The organism is Bacillus oleivorans, from assembly GCF_900207585.1.
Classification (GTDB): Bacteria; Bacillota; Bacilli; order Bacillales; family JC228; genus Bacillus_BF; species Bacillus_BF oleivorans.
This window is the reverse complement of record NZ_OAOP01000002.1, coordinates 674,654-689,954: the sequence shown is the minus strand read 5'-3', so window position 1 is coordinate 689,954 and position 15,301 is coordinate 674,654. Positions and strand designations below refer to the sequence as shown.

The 15,301-nt window shown below is 41.3% G+C and carries 15 protein-coding genes; 5 read left to right on the top strand and 10 right to left on the bottom strand.

Features of this window, described 5'->3' with window-relative positions:
* Positions 1 to 126 precede the first annotated feature (126 nt).
* From CRO56_RS07065 to CRO56_RS07035, 7 genes are all read right to left on the bottom strand, one after another.
* Positions 127 to 1,206 carry a tartrate dehydrogenase gene (locus CRO56_RS07065; protein WP_097157900.1) on the bottom strand — a complete coding sequence of 360 codons (1,080 nt, stop codon included), beginning with the start codon at positions 1,204 to 1,206 and terminating at the stop codon, positions 127 to 129.
* A 14-nt stretch (positions 1,207 to 1,220) separates the two neighbouring features.
* Entirely contained in the window at positions 1,221 to 2,204 is a 984-nt protein-coding gene (locus CRO56_RS07060; protein WP_097157899.1) for a hydroxyacid dehydrogenase, read from the bottom strand.
* A 17-nt stretch (positions 2,205 to 2,221) separates the two neighbouring features.
* Positions 2,222 to 3,415: a thiolase family protein gene (locus CRO56_RS07055; protein ID WP_179714203.1), complete on the bottom strand. Its 1,194-nt coding sequence runs from the start codon at positions 3,413 to 3,415 to the stop codon at positions 2,222 to 2,224.
* 20 nt (positions 3,416 to 3,435) lie between these two features.
* Positions 3,436 to 4,587 carry an acyl-CoA dehydrogenase family protein gene (locus tag CRO56_RS07050; protein ID WP_097157897.1) on the bottom strand — a complete coding sequence of 384 codons (1,152 nt, stop codon included), beginning with the start codon at positions 4,585 to 4,587 and terminating at the stop codon, positions 3,436 to 3,438.
* A 22-nt stretch (positions 4,588 to 4,609) separates the two neighbouring features.
* Positions 4,610 to 5,278 (bottom strand): 3-oxoacid CoA-transferase subunit B, encoded by a 669-nt coding sequence (locus CRO56_RS07045; RefSeq protein ID WP_097157896.1) that lies wholly within the window; start codon positions 5,276 to 5,278, stop codon positions 4,610 to 4,612.
* Complete coding sequence (locus tag CRO56_RS07040; RefSeq protein WP_097157895.1) at positions 5,259 to 5,960, bottom strand: CoA transferase subunit A; 702 nt, start codon at positions 5,958 to 5,960, stop codon at positions 5,259 to 5,261. The genes CRO56_RS07045 and CRO56_RS07040 overlap by 20 nt, the downstream gene beginning before the upstream one ends.
* A gap of 114 nt (positions 5,961 to 6,074) precedes the next feature.
* On the bottom strand, positions 6,075 to 7,421 hold the full coding sequence (locus tag CRO56_RS07035) for a flavin monoamine oxidase family protein (protein WP_097157894.1): 1,347 nt from the start codon (positions 7,419 to 7,421) through the stop codon (positions 6,075 to 6,077).
* Positions 7,422 to 7,633: 212 nt separating this feature from the next.
* Between CRO56_RS07035 and CRO56_RS07030 the strand changes: the two genes are divergently transcribed.
* The gene (locus CRO56_RS07030; RefSeq protein WP_097157893.1) at positions 7,634 to 8,839 is read left to right on the top strand and encodes a CdaR family transcriptional regulator; all 1,206 of its coding nucleotides are present in this window, start codon (positions 7,634 to 7,636) and stop codon (positions 8,837 to 8,839) included.
* 29 nt (positions 8,840 to 8,868) lie between these two features.
* On the opposite strand, the gene CRO56_RS07025 is transcribed toward CRO56_RS07030, so the two are convergent.
* Positions 8,869 to 10,404 (bottom strand): aldehyde dehydrogenase family protein, encoded by a 1,536-nt coding sequence (locus CRO56_RS07025; protein WP_097157892.1) that lies wholly within the window; start codon positions 10,402 to 10,404, stop codon positions 8,869 to 8,871.
* Between the two features lie 16 nt (positions 10,405 to 10,420).
* Positions 10,421 to 11,596: an LL-diaminopimelate aminotransferase gene (locus CRO56_RS07020; protein WP_097157891.1), complete on the bottom strand. Its 1,176-nt coding sequence runs from the start codon at positions 11,594 to 11,596 to the stop codon at positions 10,421 to 10,423.
* A 384-nt stretch (positions 11,597 to 11,980) separates the two neighbouring features.
* Between CRO56_RS07020 and queC the strand changes: the two genes are divergently transcribed.
* From queC to CRO56_RS07000, 4 genes are all read left to right on the top strand, one after another.
* Positions 11,981 to 12,643 carry a 7-cyano-7-deazaguanine synthase QueC gene (gene queC / locus CRO56_RS07015; RefSeq protein ID WP_097157890.1) on the top strand — a complete coding sequence of 221 codons (663 nt, stop codon included), beginning with the start codon at positions 11,981 to 11,983 and terminating at the stop codon, positions 12,641 to 12,643.
* Entirely contained in the window at positions 12,640 to 13,077 is a 438-nt protein-coding gene (queD, locus tag CRO56_RS07010; protein ID WP_097157889.1) for a 6-carboxytetrahydropterin synthase QueD, read from the top strand. Before queC ends, queD begins: the two co-directional genes overlap by 4 nt.
* A complete protein-coding gene (gene queE / locus CRO56_RS07005) occupies positions 13,077 to 13,808 on the top strand; it encodes a 7-carboxy-7-deazaguanine synthase QueE (RefSeq protein ID WP_097157888.1) in 732 nt (243 codons plus the stop codon). The genes queD and queE overlap by 1 nt, the downstream gene beginning before the upstream one ends.
* 383 nt (positions 13,809 to 14,191) lie before the next feature.
* Positions 14,192 to 14,602 carry a VOC family protein gene (locus CRO56_RS07000; RefSeq protein ID WP_097157887.1) on the top strand — a complete coding sequence of 137 codons (411 nt, stop codon included), beginning with the start codon at positions 14,192 to 14,194 and terminating at the stop codon, positions 14,600 to 14,602.
* A gap of 48 nt (positions 14,603 to 14,650) precedes the next feature.
* Here the strand turns inward: CRO56_RS07000 and CRO56_RS06995 are convergent, their stop codons facing one another.
* Positions 14,651 to 15,214, bottom strand: coding sequence for a TVP38/TMEM64 family protein (locus CRO56_RS06995; protein WP_097157886.1), 564 nt, complete (start codon positions 15,212 to 15,214; stop codon positions 14,651 to 14,653).
* Positions 15,215 to 15,301: the final 87 nt, after the last annotated feature.

The following is a 15,301-nucleotide window of genomic DNA, read 5'->3' as shown; positions in this document are numbered from 1 at the left end:
TTTAGGGAAAAGAGTCCTTGAGAAACCGCTTCAAAGCCCTTCCCTCTCATTTTTTTCTTAAAAAAGTCATATAAATGCCCTTTTACCAATTTAAGTAAATCCAGTAAAAAGGGCAATAGACCATAACTATTTATATCTTTCTTTCAATCTTTTACAAACCTCATCCCCAAATTCCTCAGTTGTTGCCTTGCCGCCTAAATCAGGAGTCACCACTGCCCCTTCCGCAAGCACGTCCTCTAACACGACCATAATTGCTCGGGCGAGCTTGGTTTCTCCCAAATGCTCAAGCATCATGCTAGCACACCAGATCGCAGCTGTTGGGTTGGCGATTCCCTTGCCGGCGATGTCAGGTGCTGAGCCATGGACAGGTTCAAACATAGAAGGGAATTTTTTCTCTGGGTTGATATTGGCAGATGGGGCGATTCCTAGTCCGCCGACAATGGCTGCTCCGAGATCGGTAAGAATATCCCCAAAAAGATTCGAGGCTACAACAACATCAAAGGTATCCGGTCTCGTTACAAAGTAAGCACATAACGCATCAATATGAACGATATCAGTTGATACTTCTGGATATTCTTTATTAATTTTACAAACATATTCATCCCAGAAAGGCATCGTATGATTAATACCATTGGACTTCGTAGCAGCGGTTAATTGTTTCCTTTTTCCCTGCTTATTAGCAAGCTCGAAAGCATATCGTAAAACTCGTTCAACCCCATGCTTGGTAAAAACACTGTTTTGGATGGCCATGTCCATATTGGTTCCTTCATACATCCGGCCGCCGATGCTAGAGTATTCGCCTTCGTTGTTTTCGCGAATCACGATAAAGTCCAGGTCCTCTACTCCTCTGTTAGCAAGCGGCGATTGAATCCCGCGCAGGAGTTTTACAGGGCGAATATTAATGTATTGCTGAAACTGGCGTCTGATTGGGAGCAGCAAGCCCCAAAGAGAAATATGATCAGGCACCCCTGGATATCCGACAGCTCCTAAGTAGATCGAGTCAAAGTTTTTTAAAATTTCGAGTCCATCTTCTGGCATCATCGTGCCGTGTTTTAAGTAGTATTCGCAGCTCCAGTTAAATTTTTGGTATTGGATCGAGACGCCTCCGTCCAATTCACAGACGGTATCGATTACTTTCTTTCCTTCGCGAATAACGTCAACACCAATTCCATCACCAGGAATCAATGCAATCGAATAATTTCTCATCGTTTTAACTCTCCTCATTGGTCTAATACTTCTGGATTCCCGATAAAATCCGGCTTTTCACCAGCCAGAGCTTTTAAGACATTCTTTGCCACGGTTGTCGCCATCTTATAGTTACTTTCGACTGTTGTACCGCCAACATGAGGGGTAACTATCACATTTGGCAGTGAAAGCAGCGGCCAATTTTCCGGTGGAGGTTCCGGGTCAAAGACATCTAATGCTGCACCGGCAATCCTATTATTCTTTAAGGCTTCATATAAATGATCATGATTGAGAATAGCGCCTCTTGCCGTATTAATCAGGTAGGCTGATGGTTTCATAAACTGAAAATGATGGTTATGAATAATTCCTTTAGTCTCAGGTGTTAATGGAATATGCAAGCTTATAAAATCTGATGTCTGGAACAGTTCGTCAAGATTTGATGTAACCGTAAGTCCCAGGTCTTTTGCAAGGCTGTGTTTGGTTTCGTCATATTTTCTCACCCAAACCATGACGTCCATTTCAAATCCAAGTTTTAGCCTTTTCGCCACTTCCTTTGCAATACTGCCAAATCCCACAATCCCTGCACGCTTTCCTTTTAACTCAAAGGATGGCCGTAACATTCTAATTCCATAGTTACCATGGCTCATCTCTGTATGGAATGGTATGAGAGATTTACTAATTGCCATTAATAGCAGAACCGCATGCTCAGCAGTCGAAACATCGTTTACAGCTGGAGCATGCAGCACCATAATCCCTTTTTCGGTGGCATACTTTACATCAATATTATCTAAACCGACCCCTGCACCTGATATTACTTTAAGCTTCGGGGCTGCATCGATAATTTCCTTTGTAACATTTGCAGGAGCGCGAAGAACAATCCCTTCAACGTCATCTGCCATGTTTTTAAGGATTTGAATATCTAACAGATCAGTTCTGATCACGTTGGCTCCTTCAGCGAGAATTTTTTCGCCAGCTTCGTGGTACATCGAGAGAATCTGCAGAACTTTTGGCTTATTCATGTGGGGACCCCTTTCTCTTAAACTCTCAAGTTTTCCACAATGGCAGAGAGCCCTTGACCTCCGCCAATACAGAGAGTGACCAAGCCATATCGTTTACCGCTCCGTTCCATTTCATGCATGATCTTAGTCATTAAAATCGCCCCTGTTCCGCCAATCGGATGTCCAAGTGCAATCGCACCCCCATTAACATTAACCCGCTCAACATCTAATTTTAATTCCTTTATAACTGCAAGTGTTTGTGCAGCGAACGCTTCATTAAGCTCGATTAGTTCGATATCTTCCACGGAAAGCCTAGCTTGTTTTAATGCCTTAAGAGTGGCAGGAACAGGACCAATCCCCATAATTTCCGGTGAAACTCCGGCCGCTCCTTGAGCAACAAAGCGAAGCCGTGGTTTTAGTCCTCTTTTTTCTGCTTCCTCTTCTGCCATCACCAGTACAGCAGCTGCCCCATCGTTACGACCGCTTGAATTCCCAGCTGTCACCGTTCCGCCTTCTTTAAAAACAGGCTTTAATTGGCTTAGCTTTTCTAGGGAACTCAGTCTCGGATGTTCATCCTCATCAAAAATTATGGTTTCCTTTTTCTTTTTCAATTCTAATGGGACGATCTCCTGCTTAAAAGTGCCATCAGAAATAGCTCGTGCTGCCCGTTCTTGGCTTAGTTGGGCAAATTCGTCTTGTTCTATGCGGCTAATTTGATACTTTTCGGCTAAATTCTCGGCTGTTAGACCCATCGTTAAATTTCCATAGACCTCAATTGGCTGTGCACGTGGCTGGCTTTCCGTGTTCGGATCCAAAATTTCACCATTGCCTGCACCAAATCCGTATCTAGCTTTCCGCAGGTAATATGGAGCCGTACTCATACTTTCAGCCCCGCCCGCAAGCACAATATCACTCAATCCGCACATTATTTCATGAACTGCATTTAAAATTGCCTGAAGGCCAGATGCGCATTGGCGATGAACCGTATATCCGGGAACATCGACTGGCAATCCTGCTCTCAAGGACACGAGCCGAGCTAGGTTTGGATGATCAGAGCTTTGCTTAGCGTGGCCCCAAACGATTTGATCTATCTCTTTTCCTTCCATTCCTGTCCGTTTCAGCACTTCTCTCATAACCGTTTCCGATAAGATATCGACTTCGACGTCCTTTAATGTGCCTCCCATTTTCCCAATCGCTGTCCTTACTCCATCCACAATCACTACATTTCTCACCATCGGTCACCTCACTTTTTTTAAGATTGATAGTCTCGCTTTAATTCACTGGCAATAATATTCTTTTGGATTTGACTCGTGCCTTCATAAATTTTGGTGATACGTGCATCCCGATAGTAGCGTTCAATCGGATAATCCTTCATATAGCCGATGCCGCCGTGGATCTGTACAGCCAGATCTGCAATCCGGTTATAAACCTCGGAGCCATAGAGCTTTGCAATTGCAGCTTCTTTAACTACTCTCATCTTTTGATCACTCATCCAGGCAACCCGATACGTAATGGAGCGCAGTACTTCGATTTCAGCTGCCATATCTGCAAGCATATGCTGAACTGCTTGCTGTTCAAAAATCGGTTTGCCAAATTGTTCCCGCTGCATCGAAAAGTCCAGACTCATTTCAAGCAATTTTTCACAGGAACCAAGGTTTCTTGCCGCTAAACCAGCGCGGCCATTGGCCAGTATTTTAAGGGCGTTGACATACCCTTTTCCTTCCTCGCCTAAAACATTTTCAGCTGGAACCTCCATATCTTCGAAAAACAATTCGGCAGAATGGGACCCGCGCAGCCCCATTTTTCGTTCGACGGTTCCTAGCTTAAAGCCTGGGAAGTCTTTTTCTACAATAAAAGATGTAATCCCTTTCGCTCCTTTATCAGGATCTGTGACCGCCATAACGGTGAAAACATGACCGACAACAGCATTGGTTATATAGTGTTTCGACCCATTAATAATATAGCGATCACCCTTTTTGACAGCTTTTGTTTTAATATTGGCAGCATTGGAACCTGCACTAGGTTCTGTCAGTGCAAAGGCGCCAATCCATTCTCCGCTTGCCATTTTCGGTAAATACTTTTGTTTTTGTTCCTCCGTGCCAAGCTCGACAATCCCAACTGTTCCTATTCCGGTATGTGCTCCAATTAAGGTTGTAAACCCGTTATGGGTTTTGCCTAGTTCTTCATAAATGGCACATTTTCCGATCATATCAAGTCCAAGTCCGCCGTACTCCTCTGGAATTCCAAGCCCAAATAAGCCAAGGTCTTTTGACATATTGACTATTCGTTCTGGGATCTCATCCTTTTCTTCAATTTCCATTGCAACTTTTTCTACTTCTTCTTGGACAAAATCTCGTACCGTTTTTCGAAGCCATTCTATTTCTTCAGAAAAGCGAAAATCCATTGTTTCTCTACTCCCTTTCTTTTTACACTTCCATAAGTTTGAGATGATGGGCAACCGTAAAACGGGCCTCTGTGGTTGCCTTTATTTCGTCTAACATCGTATCCTCCGCGATTTCCTCGAGCACCAGCCTTCCATTTTGAACGGAAAATACGCCTTTTTCCGTCACTATTAACTCTGCTGAACGAATCCCGCTGGTCGGATAGGTTAATTCCTTTACTAGTTTAGGGGAACCGTCTTTAGTGACGTGGGTCGTCGCAACAATAATCTTTTTAGCACCAGGCACTAAATCCATCGCTCCGCCCACACCGAGAATATCAGAACCTGGAACGGCCCAGTTTGCAATTTCTCCTTTTTCGCTTACCTGGAGTGCTCCAAGGACAGCAACATCTATATGTCCGCCACGAATCATCACAAATGAATCCGCACTGGAAAAGATAGATGCCCCAAAATCTAGTGTGACTGGCTGCTTACTGGCACTAATGCAATCCATGTCTATCTCGTCATTTGGCGGTGTAGGACCCATTCCGAGCATTCCGTTCTCTGATTGTAAAAACACGCCTTGGTCAGGATCGAGGAAGTCGGGGATCAGGGTTGGAATTCCCACACCCAGATTAACCACCATTCCGCTTTTCAGTTCCTTGGCTATACGTCTGGCAATCCTTTCTCTTGCATCACTCTGCCTTTTCAACATATACACCTTCTTTTTTTACATATCTGCTTTTCACAAGGACATCTACATAGTTGTGAGGCGTTACAATTCGTTCAGGATCTAATTCACCAACCGGCACAATTTCATCCACTTCGGCAATGACAAGATCAGCTGCCGTTGCCATCATCGGGTTAAAATTACGCGCGGACTTAGAGTAAATTAAATTTCCCAGCTCATCTGCCTTCCATGCATTGATTAAGGCTACTCTTCCCCTAATTGCTTCTATTAAAATATGACGTTCTCCATTAAATACTTTCTCTTCTTTACCGGCTGCTAATTGAGTCCCAACCCCCGTTTTAATATAAAATCCTGCAATTCCAGCACCACCGGCCCTAATCGCTTCGGCAAGCGTGCCCTGTGGAATCAATTCAATTTCCAATTCACTGTTTTTCCAGGCTTTAACCGCATCCCGATTGGACGTGAAATAGGAACCGATTGCTTTTTTTAAATGGCCAGATTGAAGCAGTTTGCCTAATCCCTTTCCGGCTTCCCCTAAATTATTGCTGATTACTGTAAGATTCATAGCTTTGGTTTGTCTACCTACACAATCAATTAAAGTAAAAGGGGTTCCGCATAACCCAAAACCGCCCACTAAAATCGTGTCACTGTCTTCAAGTAATGCAATTGCTTCTTCTGGAGTTTTCTCCTTCTTCGATTGAACCATCTCTCTCACTCCCTTATATTCATTCTGTTGTCGGAGTTTTATACGATCCTTTCATTCCTATCTCTTTTTCAACAAAAGTGTCCCCAAGCTGAGGACACTTCACCAAAAATCCATTTAATTGCTTGCAGGTAATTTCCTTGTGAACGTACCTATCCCTGTCAGATGCTGATGCACCTTTCTGCTGACGGTTAACCCTGTTTCGATCGCACCATCAATAAAGCTGGCCCAGCCTTTTGCATAGGTGGAGCCTGCTAGGAACACACTGTTCTCTGGTGTATACCATTCTTCGAGATATTGAGTGAGTTGATTTGGCTTCAGCATTGGCCACGTTTCACGCGAGAATTCGTCATTGACCCAGTCATGACCAGTGCTTTCAATCACTTCAATCTCAGGTATCCAAATACGTAATGCTTTTTCAACGCCTTCCCGGTCATTGGGATTGAGCCATTCTACATTTGGTCCAAACCCAACGATAATACTGTCTCCATCGACATATCGATCTAAATGGACAGAGTTTAATGGATACTCTCCCGGTGCTAGAGCATCAAATGGCTCAAGCTCGCCCTTCACCCGTGCCCATACTTTAACACCTTTTGAGGTTTGCCCTTCTCGTGAAGCGGCTTGTTTTTCAAAAGATAGGGCAGGTTCAAACGTAATATCTTTTAGAACAGAAAGCGGAACTGTAACGATTATCGCTTTTGAATAGAACTTATCACCATTTTGATCCGTTACCACTACTGAATCAATTTTATGTTCGACCTTTTTCACAACTGTAGAAAGCTTAATATCAGCATCCGCATCAGCTGCGATCGCGTCGATTAAAGCTTTCGTACCGTCTTTTAAGCGATAAGTGGAAATCATCGCGCTATGTGTATTCCAATTTCCTTGTGAAAATACCCACCAGCGGAAAATTTGCGTGGCTGCTCCTTCTGCCGGAGGGCCGCAAAAGTCTGAAGCTACCCATCCGTGTAAAATGTCATACTCCTCTTGAGTTAAGCCAAAATCCTTCATAAATTGTTCAGCAGTTACTCCGTCCATCTCACGGATTTTTTCTGAATACAACGGATCATATGGTAAAGGTAAATACTCATTGCTTACGCTCATCATCCGATCAACGGTTTGCTTTAACATTTTTTTATACTCATCTACAGGTGCACTTTTCGCAACACCGTTTGAAATCCAATACACTCTTTGTGCTTTTGGGGCTGTTGCTAATTCTAAGCCGTAGCGTGTAATCTCGGTCCAAACATGAGGCTGGTACCAATGAACATAGGTACCCCCCATTTCGAGATTTGAATTTAATCGATAATCAACCCAAGTACGGCCACCAAGGCGATCTCTGGATTCTAAAACAAGTACTTTATGGCCAAGAAGGCGAAGTTCACGGGCAGCTGTTAAACCAGAGAATCCGCCTCCAACTATAATAACGTCGACTTTATCCTGATGATTTTGTTTGACCAAGGGTACTCCTCCTTCCGTTTTTGTCTTCCTCTATTAAAAGAAAATGGAGCAGTAATCGGTTTCAATAAATTATAAATTAAAAAAATTTGGAATTATATGTTCATTTTGACTAAAAAACTTATAATAAGGGTAGGGTTTTTTATTTCATTTGCATCATAGAAAAACGTGATATTCATTCTTGTAATCTTGCAGGCTGAAAGGATGGTTACTCTATGAAGATTCTTGAACATATTGCTCAAAACATTGCTGAAAAAACTAGTGATGTTTTACAATTTCCGATAAGCATTACCGACAATGAAGGATACATCATTGGTTCTACTGATAAAAGCAGAATCGGTTTATTCCATAAGCCATCCCTTGAAGTGATTAAAAACGACAGGATGGTAGATTGCGAGAACGAAGTGGGACAAAAAATACTCCCAGGTATTTCGGTCCCTTTAAAATTTAATAACAACGTCATTGGTGTTCTTGGGATTGTTGGTGAACCAAGGGAAGTTGAAAAATACGTGCAGCTTGTAAAAAATCATGTTGAAATGATGTGTCAGGAAGCTTTTCGCAAAGAAATGACCGAACTTAAAGAAAAAATGATTGAAGTCTTTGTTCACCAAATTATCCATTATAAAGAAAATGACGAAATGGACCATATTGAACAATATTCAAAAATGCTTGAGTATAATTTAGAGACAAACAAAATCTGTTTATTAGTAGACATCCATTCCCTTTCACAAAACATTTCATCAGATAATTCAACGCAAGAATCTTTAACCAGCAGCTTCCCTCTTCAGCATTTTCAAAGAGAAGTTTTAGATTTTCTTCACTTACTCTTTCATGAATCAAAAAACGATATTATCTCATCATTAAATATTGAACGATTTATTATCATTAAATCCCTTTCAACCGAACACGCCTTTACTCTATTAAAAGAGAATTTGAGCGAAAAACTGGAAAGGCTGAACACCTTTTTAGAAACTAAATATAATGTTTCCGCTTCGATCGCTGCAGGTGATATTAGCTCAGGAATCAAAGGTGTCGCAGAATCCTACAGTAATGCAAAAAAAGCTTTAGGAATATTCTCTAACTCCGAACAGAAGTCTGCGGTTTATTTTTACAATGAATTAGAAACCTTGTTTAAACTGCTTCCAAATGAATTATCCAATGAATATAAAAATAAATTAATGAAACTGATTATGCCTCTCATCAAACAAGACAATTATGACGTTCTGGCTCATACGTTTACGGTCTTTTGCAAATACAACATGAATATGAGCGAAGCTTCGAGACACCTGTTTATCCATCGTAATACCTTGATTTACCGGCTCGACAAAATCAATGAGTTAACCACATTGGATACCAGTAATTTTGAGCATTGCATGCTGCTGTATACCGCGATTCAGTGCTATGAAGAATCAAAAAAATAACGATTGGTGAGGGGGGCTTCCCCCCTCTTTTATTTATTATCGATTTGCGCTCTTTGCAGTGTACCGCTGTAATCGACATAGACTGATTTCCATTCGGTAAAGACGTCAAGCGCTGCTACACCGGAATCGCGATGACCGTTCCCAGTTCCTTTTGTTCCTCCAAATGGAAGATGGATTTCAGCACCGGTTGTCCCTGCATTAACATAAACGATTCCTGTATCTAAATCGCGCATCGCCTGGAAGACACGATTAACGTCACGTGAGAAAATGGAACTAGATAAGCCAAACTCTACTCCATTATTGACCTTGATAGCTTCGTCTAGATTTTTTACTGGAATGATAGACGTGACAGGTCCAAAAATTTCCTCTTGGGCAATCGTCATCGAAGGGGTCACATCAGTAAAGAGGGTTGGTGTATAGTAATGGCCTTTAGCTAGTTCCCCATTCGATAAAATTTCTCCCCCGCAAAGAAGTGTTGCTCCTTCTTTCACGCCGATTTTGACATATTCATCTATTTTTTCTAAGGCCGAGCGGTTAATAACTGGTCCAACATCAACAGACTCATCTAAACCGTTCCCAATTTTTAGTTTCGCGATTCTCTCTAACAGCTTTCTTTCTAACTCTTCTTTTACGGCTTCATGGACGATAATCCGGCTGCAGGCTGTACATCTTTGTCCCGCTGTTCCAAAGGCACTCCAAATAATACCGTCAACGGCCAGATCAAGATCGGCATCTTCCATAACCGTTACTGCATTCTTCCCTCCCATTTCTAGTGAGGTGCGTTTAAGCATCCCGCCTGCTCGTTCATTAATTTGACGCCCCACCTCGTTGGAGCCTGTGAAAGAAACGATGTCGACGTCAGGGTGATCAACAATCGCATTCCCTACGACTCCGCCGCTTCCAAACACAAGATTAATTAACCCTTTTGGCAGTCCCGCTTCTTCATAAATTTTGACAAATTCCGCCGCCATAAAAGGTGTTTCTGACGCTGGTTTCCAAACAACAGCATTTCCTGCAACTAACGCAGGGAGCGATTTCCATGAAGCAATCGCAATCGGAAAGTTCCAAGGTGTAATCAGTCCAGCAACTCCAACCGGAACTCTTACACTCATCGCAAACTTATTGCGTAGCTCTGAAGGAACAGTGTCTCCAAAAAGCCGTCTTCCTTCTCCTGCCATGTAGTATGCCATATCAATCGCCTCTTGCACTTCACCGCGTGCTTCTGCGATGACTTTCCCCATTTCCAATGTCAAAATTTGCGAGAGGCTTTCTTTTCTTTCTTTTAATAAACGGCCAACTTCATATAGAATTTCGGCTCTTTCTGGGGCAGGAACAAGACGCCAGGACTTTTGTGCGGCTTTCGCGGCTGCTACGGCAAGGTCAACATCTTCTTTTGTAGATTGAGGGACTTCACCAATTACTTCTCCGTTCGCTGGATTAACGTTAACAGTAAATTTTCCTGAAACGGATGGAACCCATTCCCCATTAATGTAATTTAGGTATTTTTTTGGGTGGTTTTGATTTTGGACTTGGTTTTCTTCTTGTGCACCTGTTTGATAATTCATTTCGCATTCTCCTCTCTTACTTTCTAGTTAATGTAATATTTTTTTTCATTCTCTCAATTGCTTCAAATAAACGGTCATTTGGCAGGGATAAAGAAATTCGAAAATATCCCTCGCCTGATGGCCCAAACGCATTCCCTGGAGTAATAATGACACCGGTTTGCTCTAACACTGATTGGGCAAATTCATTAGATGTGTATCCTTTTGGTGTTTTTGCCCAGATAAAAAATGAACCTTTTGGCGGATCTACAAAAATATCAATTGCCTGCAGCCCTTCAACCATGGCTGCCATTCGTTCCTGATAGATGTCATTATATTTATGGACGCAGCCTTGGTTTCCATTTAGAGCATAGGCAGCAGCTAATTGAATTGGAGTAAATTGCCCTGTATCCGTATTGTTTTTATAAACAGAAAGGGATTTAATAATCTCTTTATTCCCGACCACATAGCCAATCCGGTAGCCAGTCATGCTGTATGTTTTTGACAAAGAGCCAAATTCAACAGTTATGTCCTTTGCCCCTTCCACCTGTAAGATACTAGGGGCCTGGTAGCCTTGAAAAGTCACCATATTATAGGCTGAATCGTGTGCAATCACAATCTGATGTGACCTGGCAAAGCTGACAGCCTCTTTAAAAAAAGATAAATCAACCGTTGCCGCTGTCGGATTACCAGGATAATTTAGAAACATAAGCTTTGAGGCAGCTAAAACGTCTTCTGGAATGTCATTAAAGATTGGTTTATATTGATTCCCCTCTTTTAATGGCATATAGCGGACAATGCCTTCAGCTAAATAAGTGGCCATCCGGTAAGGAGGATAACCAGGATCTGGGATCAAAACCGTATCCCCTGGGTCTATTAGAGTCGGTACAATATGGGCTAATCCCTCTTTCGAACCAATTAAGGCCAAAACCTCTGTCTCCGGGTCTAAATCAACATTAAATTGCCGCTTATAAAAGTTTGCGACAGCCTTGCGAAATTCAATATGTCCGATAAAACTGGGATACTTTGAATTCGCTGGCTTTCGAATTTCTTCAATTAGCTTATCGACAATATGATCAGGTGTAGGTAAATCAGGATCCCCAATTCCTAAATCAATGACGTCTATACCTGCCTTTGTCATTTCTGCTTTTTTTCTGGCAAACTCGGCAAACATATAGGGTGGAATCTTCCCCATTTTTTTCGCTTGAAATGGCAATCAACCTCATCCTTCCCCGAAATCCTTCCTTACTAACACTTTATAATTTTTAAAAATTGAAAACTATGTGAGTTTTAAACAAAAATAAGTTTCCATTAAGCTGAAAATTCAGTTATTTTTCACAATTAGACTATGTACATATAAATCTGGAGTAGAGTTTGATAATGTGATATAGTAATCAATGAAAATTGAAGAAGAAATTCTGCACGTTTGTGCGGGAGAGGTTCTAGCTAAACCCTCTATAAAAAACTAATGTTAGGACTGACTTTAGGAGTCTGTCTCCCGCCGATTAGTTTTAGGGGTGGGGGCAGGCTCCTTTTTTGTTTGTCTTATAGGGTTCTAGCCTCATCTCTTTCTTCAACCAGATGAAAGGTGATGAAAATAATGAAAAAGGAAAAAGCGATTGTCGTGTTTAGCGGCGGTCAAGACAGTACGACTTGTCTTTATTGGGCATTGCAACATTTTCAGGAAGTGGAAGCTGTGACTTTTAATTACAATCAGCGGCACAAGCTAGAAATTGAAGTGGCTGAAAATATTGCCCGTGAATTAAAGGTTAAACATACAGTATTGGATTTATCATTGCTAAATCAATTGGCTCCCAATGCCTTAACACGTGAAAATATACAAATTGAACAAAAAGACGGAGAACTCCCTACTACTTTCGTTGACGGAAGAAACCTTCTCTTTTTATCATTTGCCGCGATTTTAGCAAAACAATCTGGAGCACGCCATATTATCACCGGTGTTTGTGAAACAGATTTTAGCGGGTATCCTGATTGCCGTGATGTTTTTATTAAGTCATTGAATGTCACGTTGAATTTAGCGATGGATTATCGGTTTGTGATTCATACTCCTTTGATGTGGCTAAATAAGGCAGAAACATGGAAGTTAGCAGATCAATTAGGTGTTTTGGAATATGTACGCCAAAAAACATTGACCTGTTACAACGGGATTTTATCTGACGGCTGCGGCACCTGTCCTGCCTGTCTTTTACGCAAAAAAGGATTAGATGAGTATCTTTCGATGAAAGAAGGGATCAAACATTGATTCAGCAAATTTACCCTTCGGTGACTCATAATTTCTCATACGAATTAAATAAAGACTTGCAGATTGCTGCCGCTCATTTTATTCCCCACAATCAGGCAGGTGTTTGTCAAAGAATTCACGGACATACGTATTTTGTCAATATTACAGTGGCCGGAAATCAGCTGGATGAATCCGGTTTTTTAGTGAACTTTAAACAATTAAAAAAAATCATACATGACCGATTTGACCATTCCCTGTTGAATGACGATACGCAGCTGTTTAGCAGCAAGGTTGCAGAAGATTTCCCGACGTCAGAAGTGATGGCGCGAAAAATCTATGAATTGGTTCAGGCACATCTCCATACATTGCCTAACAAACCTACATGTTTGCAAGTGTTTCTTCGTGAGACACCCACAAGCTATGTGATCTATCGACCAAAGGCTGGTGAGTGCTAATGGCGAAGAAGTTTCCAGTCCTTGAAATTTTCGGGCCAACGATTCAAGGGGAAGGCTCCGTTATCGGTGTTCAGACCATGTTTGTCCGCACAGCAGGCTGTGACTATTCATGCAGCTGGTGTGATTCCGCTTTTACTTGGGACGGTTCGGCCAAAGATGAAATCAAAATGATAACAGCAGAAGAAATCATGGCAGAACTTCAAGAGCTTGGCGGCAATCGCTTTAGTCATGTTACGATTTCAGGAGGGAATCCGGCTCTGCTTTCTGGTTTGGATGAATTGATTGATATGCTGCATAAGCACAATATTAAAGTTGGCTTGGAGACACAAGGAAGCAGATGGCAGGACTGGTTTGAGAAAATTGATGACCTTACCATTTCTCCAAAACCGCCAAGCTCCGAAATGAAGACTAATTTTGACATATTAGATTCGATTATTGAGAAACTTATAGCAGCAGAACGAAATGGTCATTTTAGTTTAAAAGTGGTTGTGTTTGATAACCAGGACTTTGATTATGCAAAAGATCTCTATAATCGCTATCCTGATGTCCCCTTTTACCTTCAGGTTGGCAATGATCAATATAATAGTGCTGATAACTCAGGATTGGTTAAGCATTTGTTAAGAAGATACGAATGGTTAATTGAGAAGGTAACAGCGACAGGTAAAATGAATCAAGCGCGGGTCTTGCCGCAATTGCATACGCTTGTTTGGGGTAACAAACGCGGGGTTTAATGGAGCGATTGCAGACTAGAAATTGGCTTGTAACACGAGTGGTGTTGCAAGCCTTTTTATTACTTTATTAAACCGTGCGTTAAGCGGACACTGGATCCGTTATTTGTATAAAAAGCAGGGTTTTTACAGACTAAACGGACATTGGTTCCGTTATTTAGTGAAAATCAGGGTATTTTCTTATCATCATTCATAAATAACGGATCTCTTGTCCGTAAACTTTCAGGATTCCGCTATTTTATTGAAATAACGGATCCTATGTCCGATAATAGACAGTTACAAGGTAGAAAAAGGTATATACAGAGTTATTTATAACATTCAGCTTGACAACCGGGAACATTTGTTCCTATTATAGAATGTAGCTTAAAAAAATAGGAGTGGTTAATATGAAAAATCCGGCAACCCCATACTTAATGTTTAATGGTCAGGCTAAAGAGGCACTTGAGTACTATAAGGATGTTTTTAATGGAGAGGTTATTGACAGCCAAACCTATGGTGAAGCTGACTTCCCAACGCCTCCTGAAGCAGATGAGCTCTTAATCCATGCAAGGTTTCAAAAAGGTGATTTTTTGCTAATGATGTCAGATGCTTTTCCTGGACAAGCCGTTGAAATTGGCTCTAACATCTCACTAGTACTAGAGCTGGAAAGTGAACAAGAAATTCAAACTACATACGATGCATTAAAAGAAAAAGGTTCTGTCTTAATGGAGCTTCAAGATACGTTCTGGGGTGCGAAATATGCGAAAGTAAAAGATCCATTCGGCATTATTTGGGATTTGAACTATACAAAAGCTTAAATATACAATAGCTTGTATCATTCATTGTAACTTCGATACAAGCTTTTTTTATTTTTCTGCTGAACGGGATTTTTTCATTTTATAAAAGGTCGCAAGCAGTAAAAACACTCCTGCTATAAATAAAATAACCTTTCCTTGAACTGTCCACCTTGTCACTTCATAAGCCGAATAAGCTTCTATCAATAAAGCTGGAATTTTTCCGATCGCTGTTGCAAGGAAAAATACAAGGAATGAGACTTTTCCTAATGCTGCGGTTAAAGTAATAAGTCCAGATGGGAAAAAAGGCAGTAATCTTAAAGACAGGATTAGATAGAAAGCTTCCTTCCCTTCAACGTAAAGCACATTTTGGACTCGAGGATAATTTTTAAGTTTTCTGTTTGCCAGATTTCTTCCGCTCTTCCGATAAAGCCAAAAGGAAAACAGGGCCCCGAACAATTCTCCGATTAACGAAATCAGAGTCCCTTCCCAAAACCCAAAAAAGATAATATTAGCTGCGGTTAAAAACACACTAGGAATTACAGCAAGTGAACTAATGATGATATTAATCCCAACACTCAGGAAAAAAGCCAGATCCGGGTTTTGATCAAATAGCGATTGGATTAAATCAGCCAAACTGTTTTCTCCTTATCTATGGTTTACCTCTATTATAATAGATTAAGATATGAACAGAAAAAAGAATGGAAACAATCCATTCCTTCT

Excerpts from the sequence above, each read along its gene's own strand:
- CRO56_RS07065 (WP_097157900.1), bottom strand. The coding sequence starts at position 1,206 with ATGAGAAATTATTCGATTGCATTGATTCCTGGTGATGGAATTGGTGTT.
- CRO56_RS07060 (WP_097157899.1), bottom strand. The coding sequence starts at position 2,204 with ATGAATAAGCCAAAAGTTCTGCAGATTCTCTCGATGTACCACGAAGCT.
- CRO56_RS07050 (WP_097157897.1), bottom strand. The coding sequence starts at position 4,587 with ATGGATTTTCGCTTTTCTGAAGAAATAGAATGGCTTCGAAAAACGGTA.
- CRO56_RS07045 (WP_097157896.1), bottom strand. The coding sequence starts at position 5,278 with ATGTTGAAAAGGCAGAGTGATGCAAGAGAAAGGATTGCCAGACGTATA.
- CRO56_RS07040 (WP_097157895.1), bottom strand. The coding sequence starts at position 5,960 with ATGGTTCAATCGAAGAAGGAGAAAACTCCAGAAGAAGCAATTGCATTA.
- CRO56_RS07030 (WP_097157893.1), top strand. The coding sequence starts at position 7,634 with ATGAAGATTCTTGAACATATTGCTCAAAACATTGCTGAAAAAACTAGT.
- CRO56_RS07025 (WP_097157892.1), bottom strand. The coding sequence starts at position 10,404 with ATGAATTATCAAACAGGTGCACAAGAAGAAAACCAAGTCCAAAATCAA.
- queC (WP_097157890.1), top strand. The coding sequence starts at position 11,981 with ATGAAAAAGGAAAAAGCGATTGTCGTGTTTAGCGGCGGTCAAGACAGT.
- queE (WP_097157888.1), top strand. The coding sequence starts at position 13,077 with ATGGCGAAGAAGTTTCCAGTCCTTGAAATTTTCGGGCCAACGATTCAA.
- CRO56_RS07000 (WP_097157887.1), top strand. The coding sequence starts at position 14,192 with ATGAAAAATCCGGCAACCCCATACTTAATGTTTAATGGTCAGGCTAAA.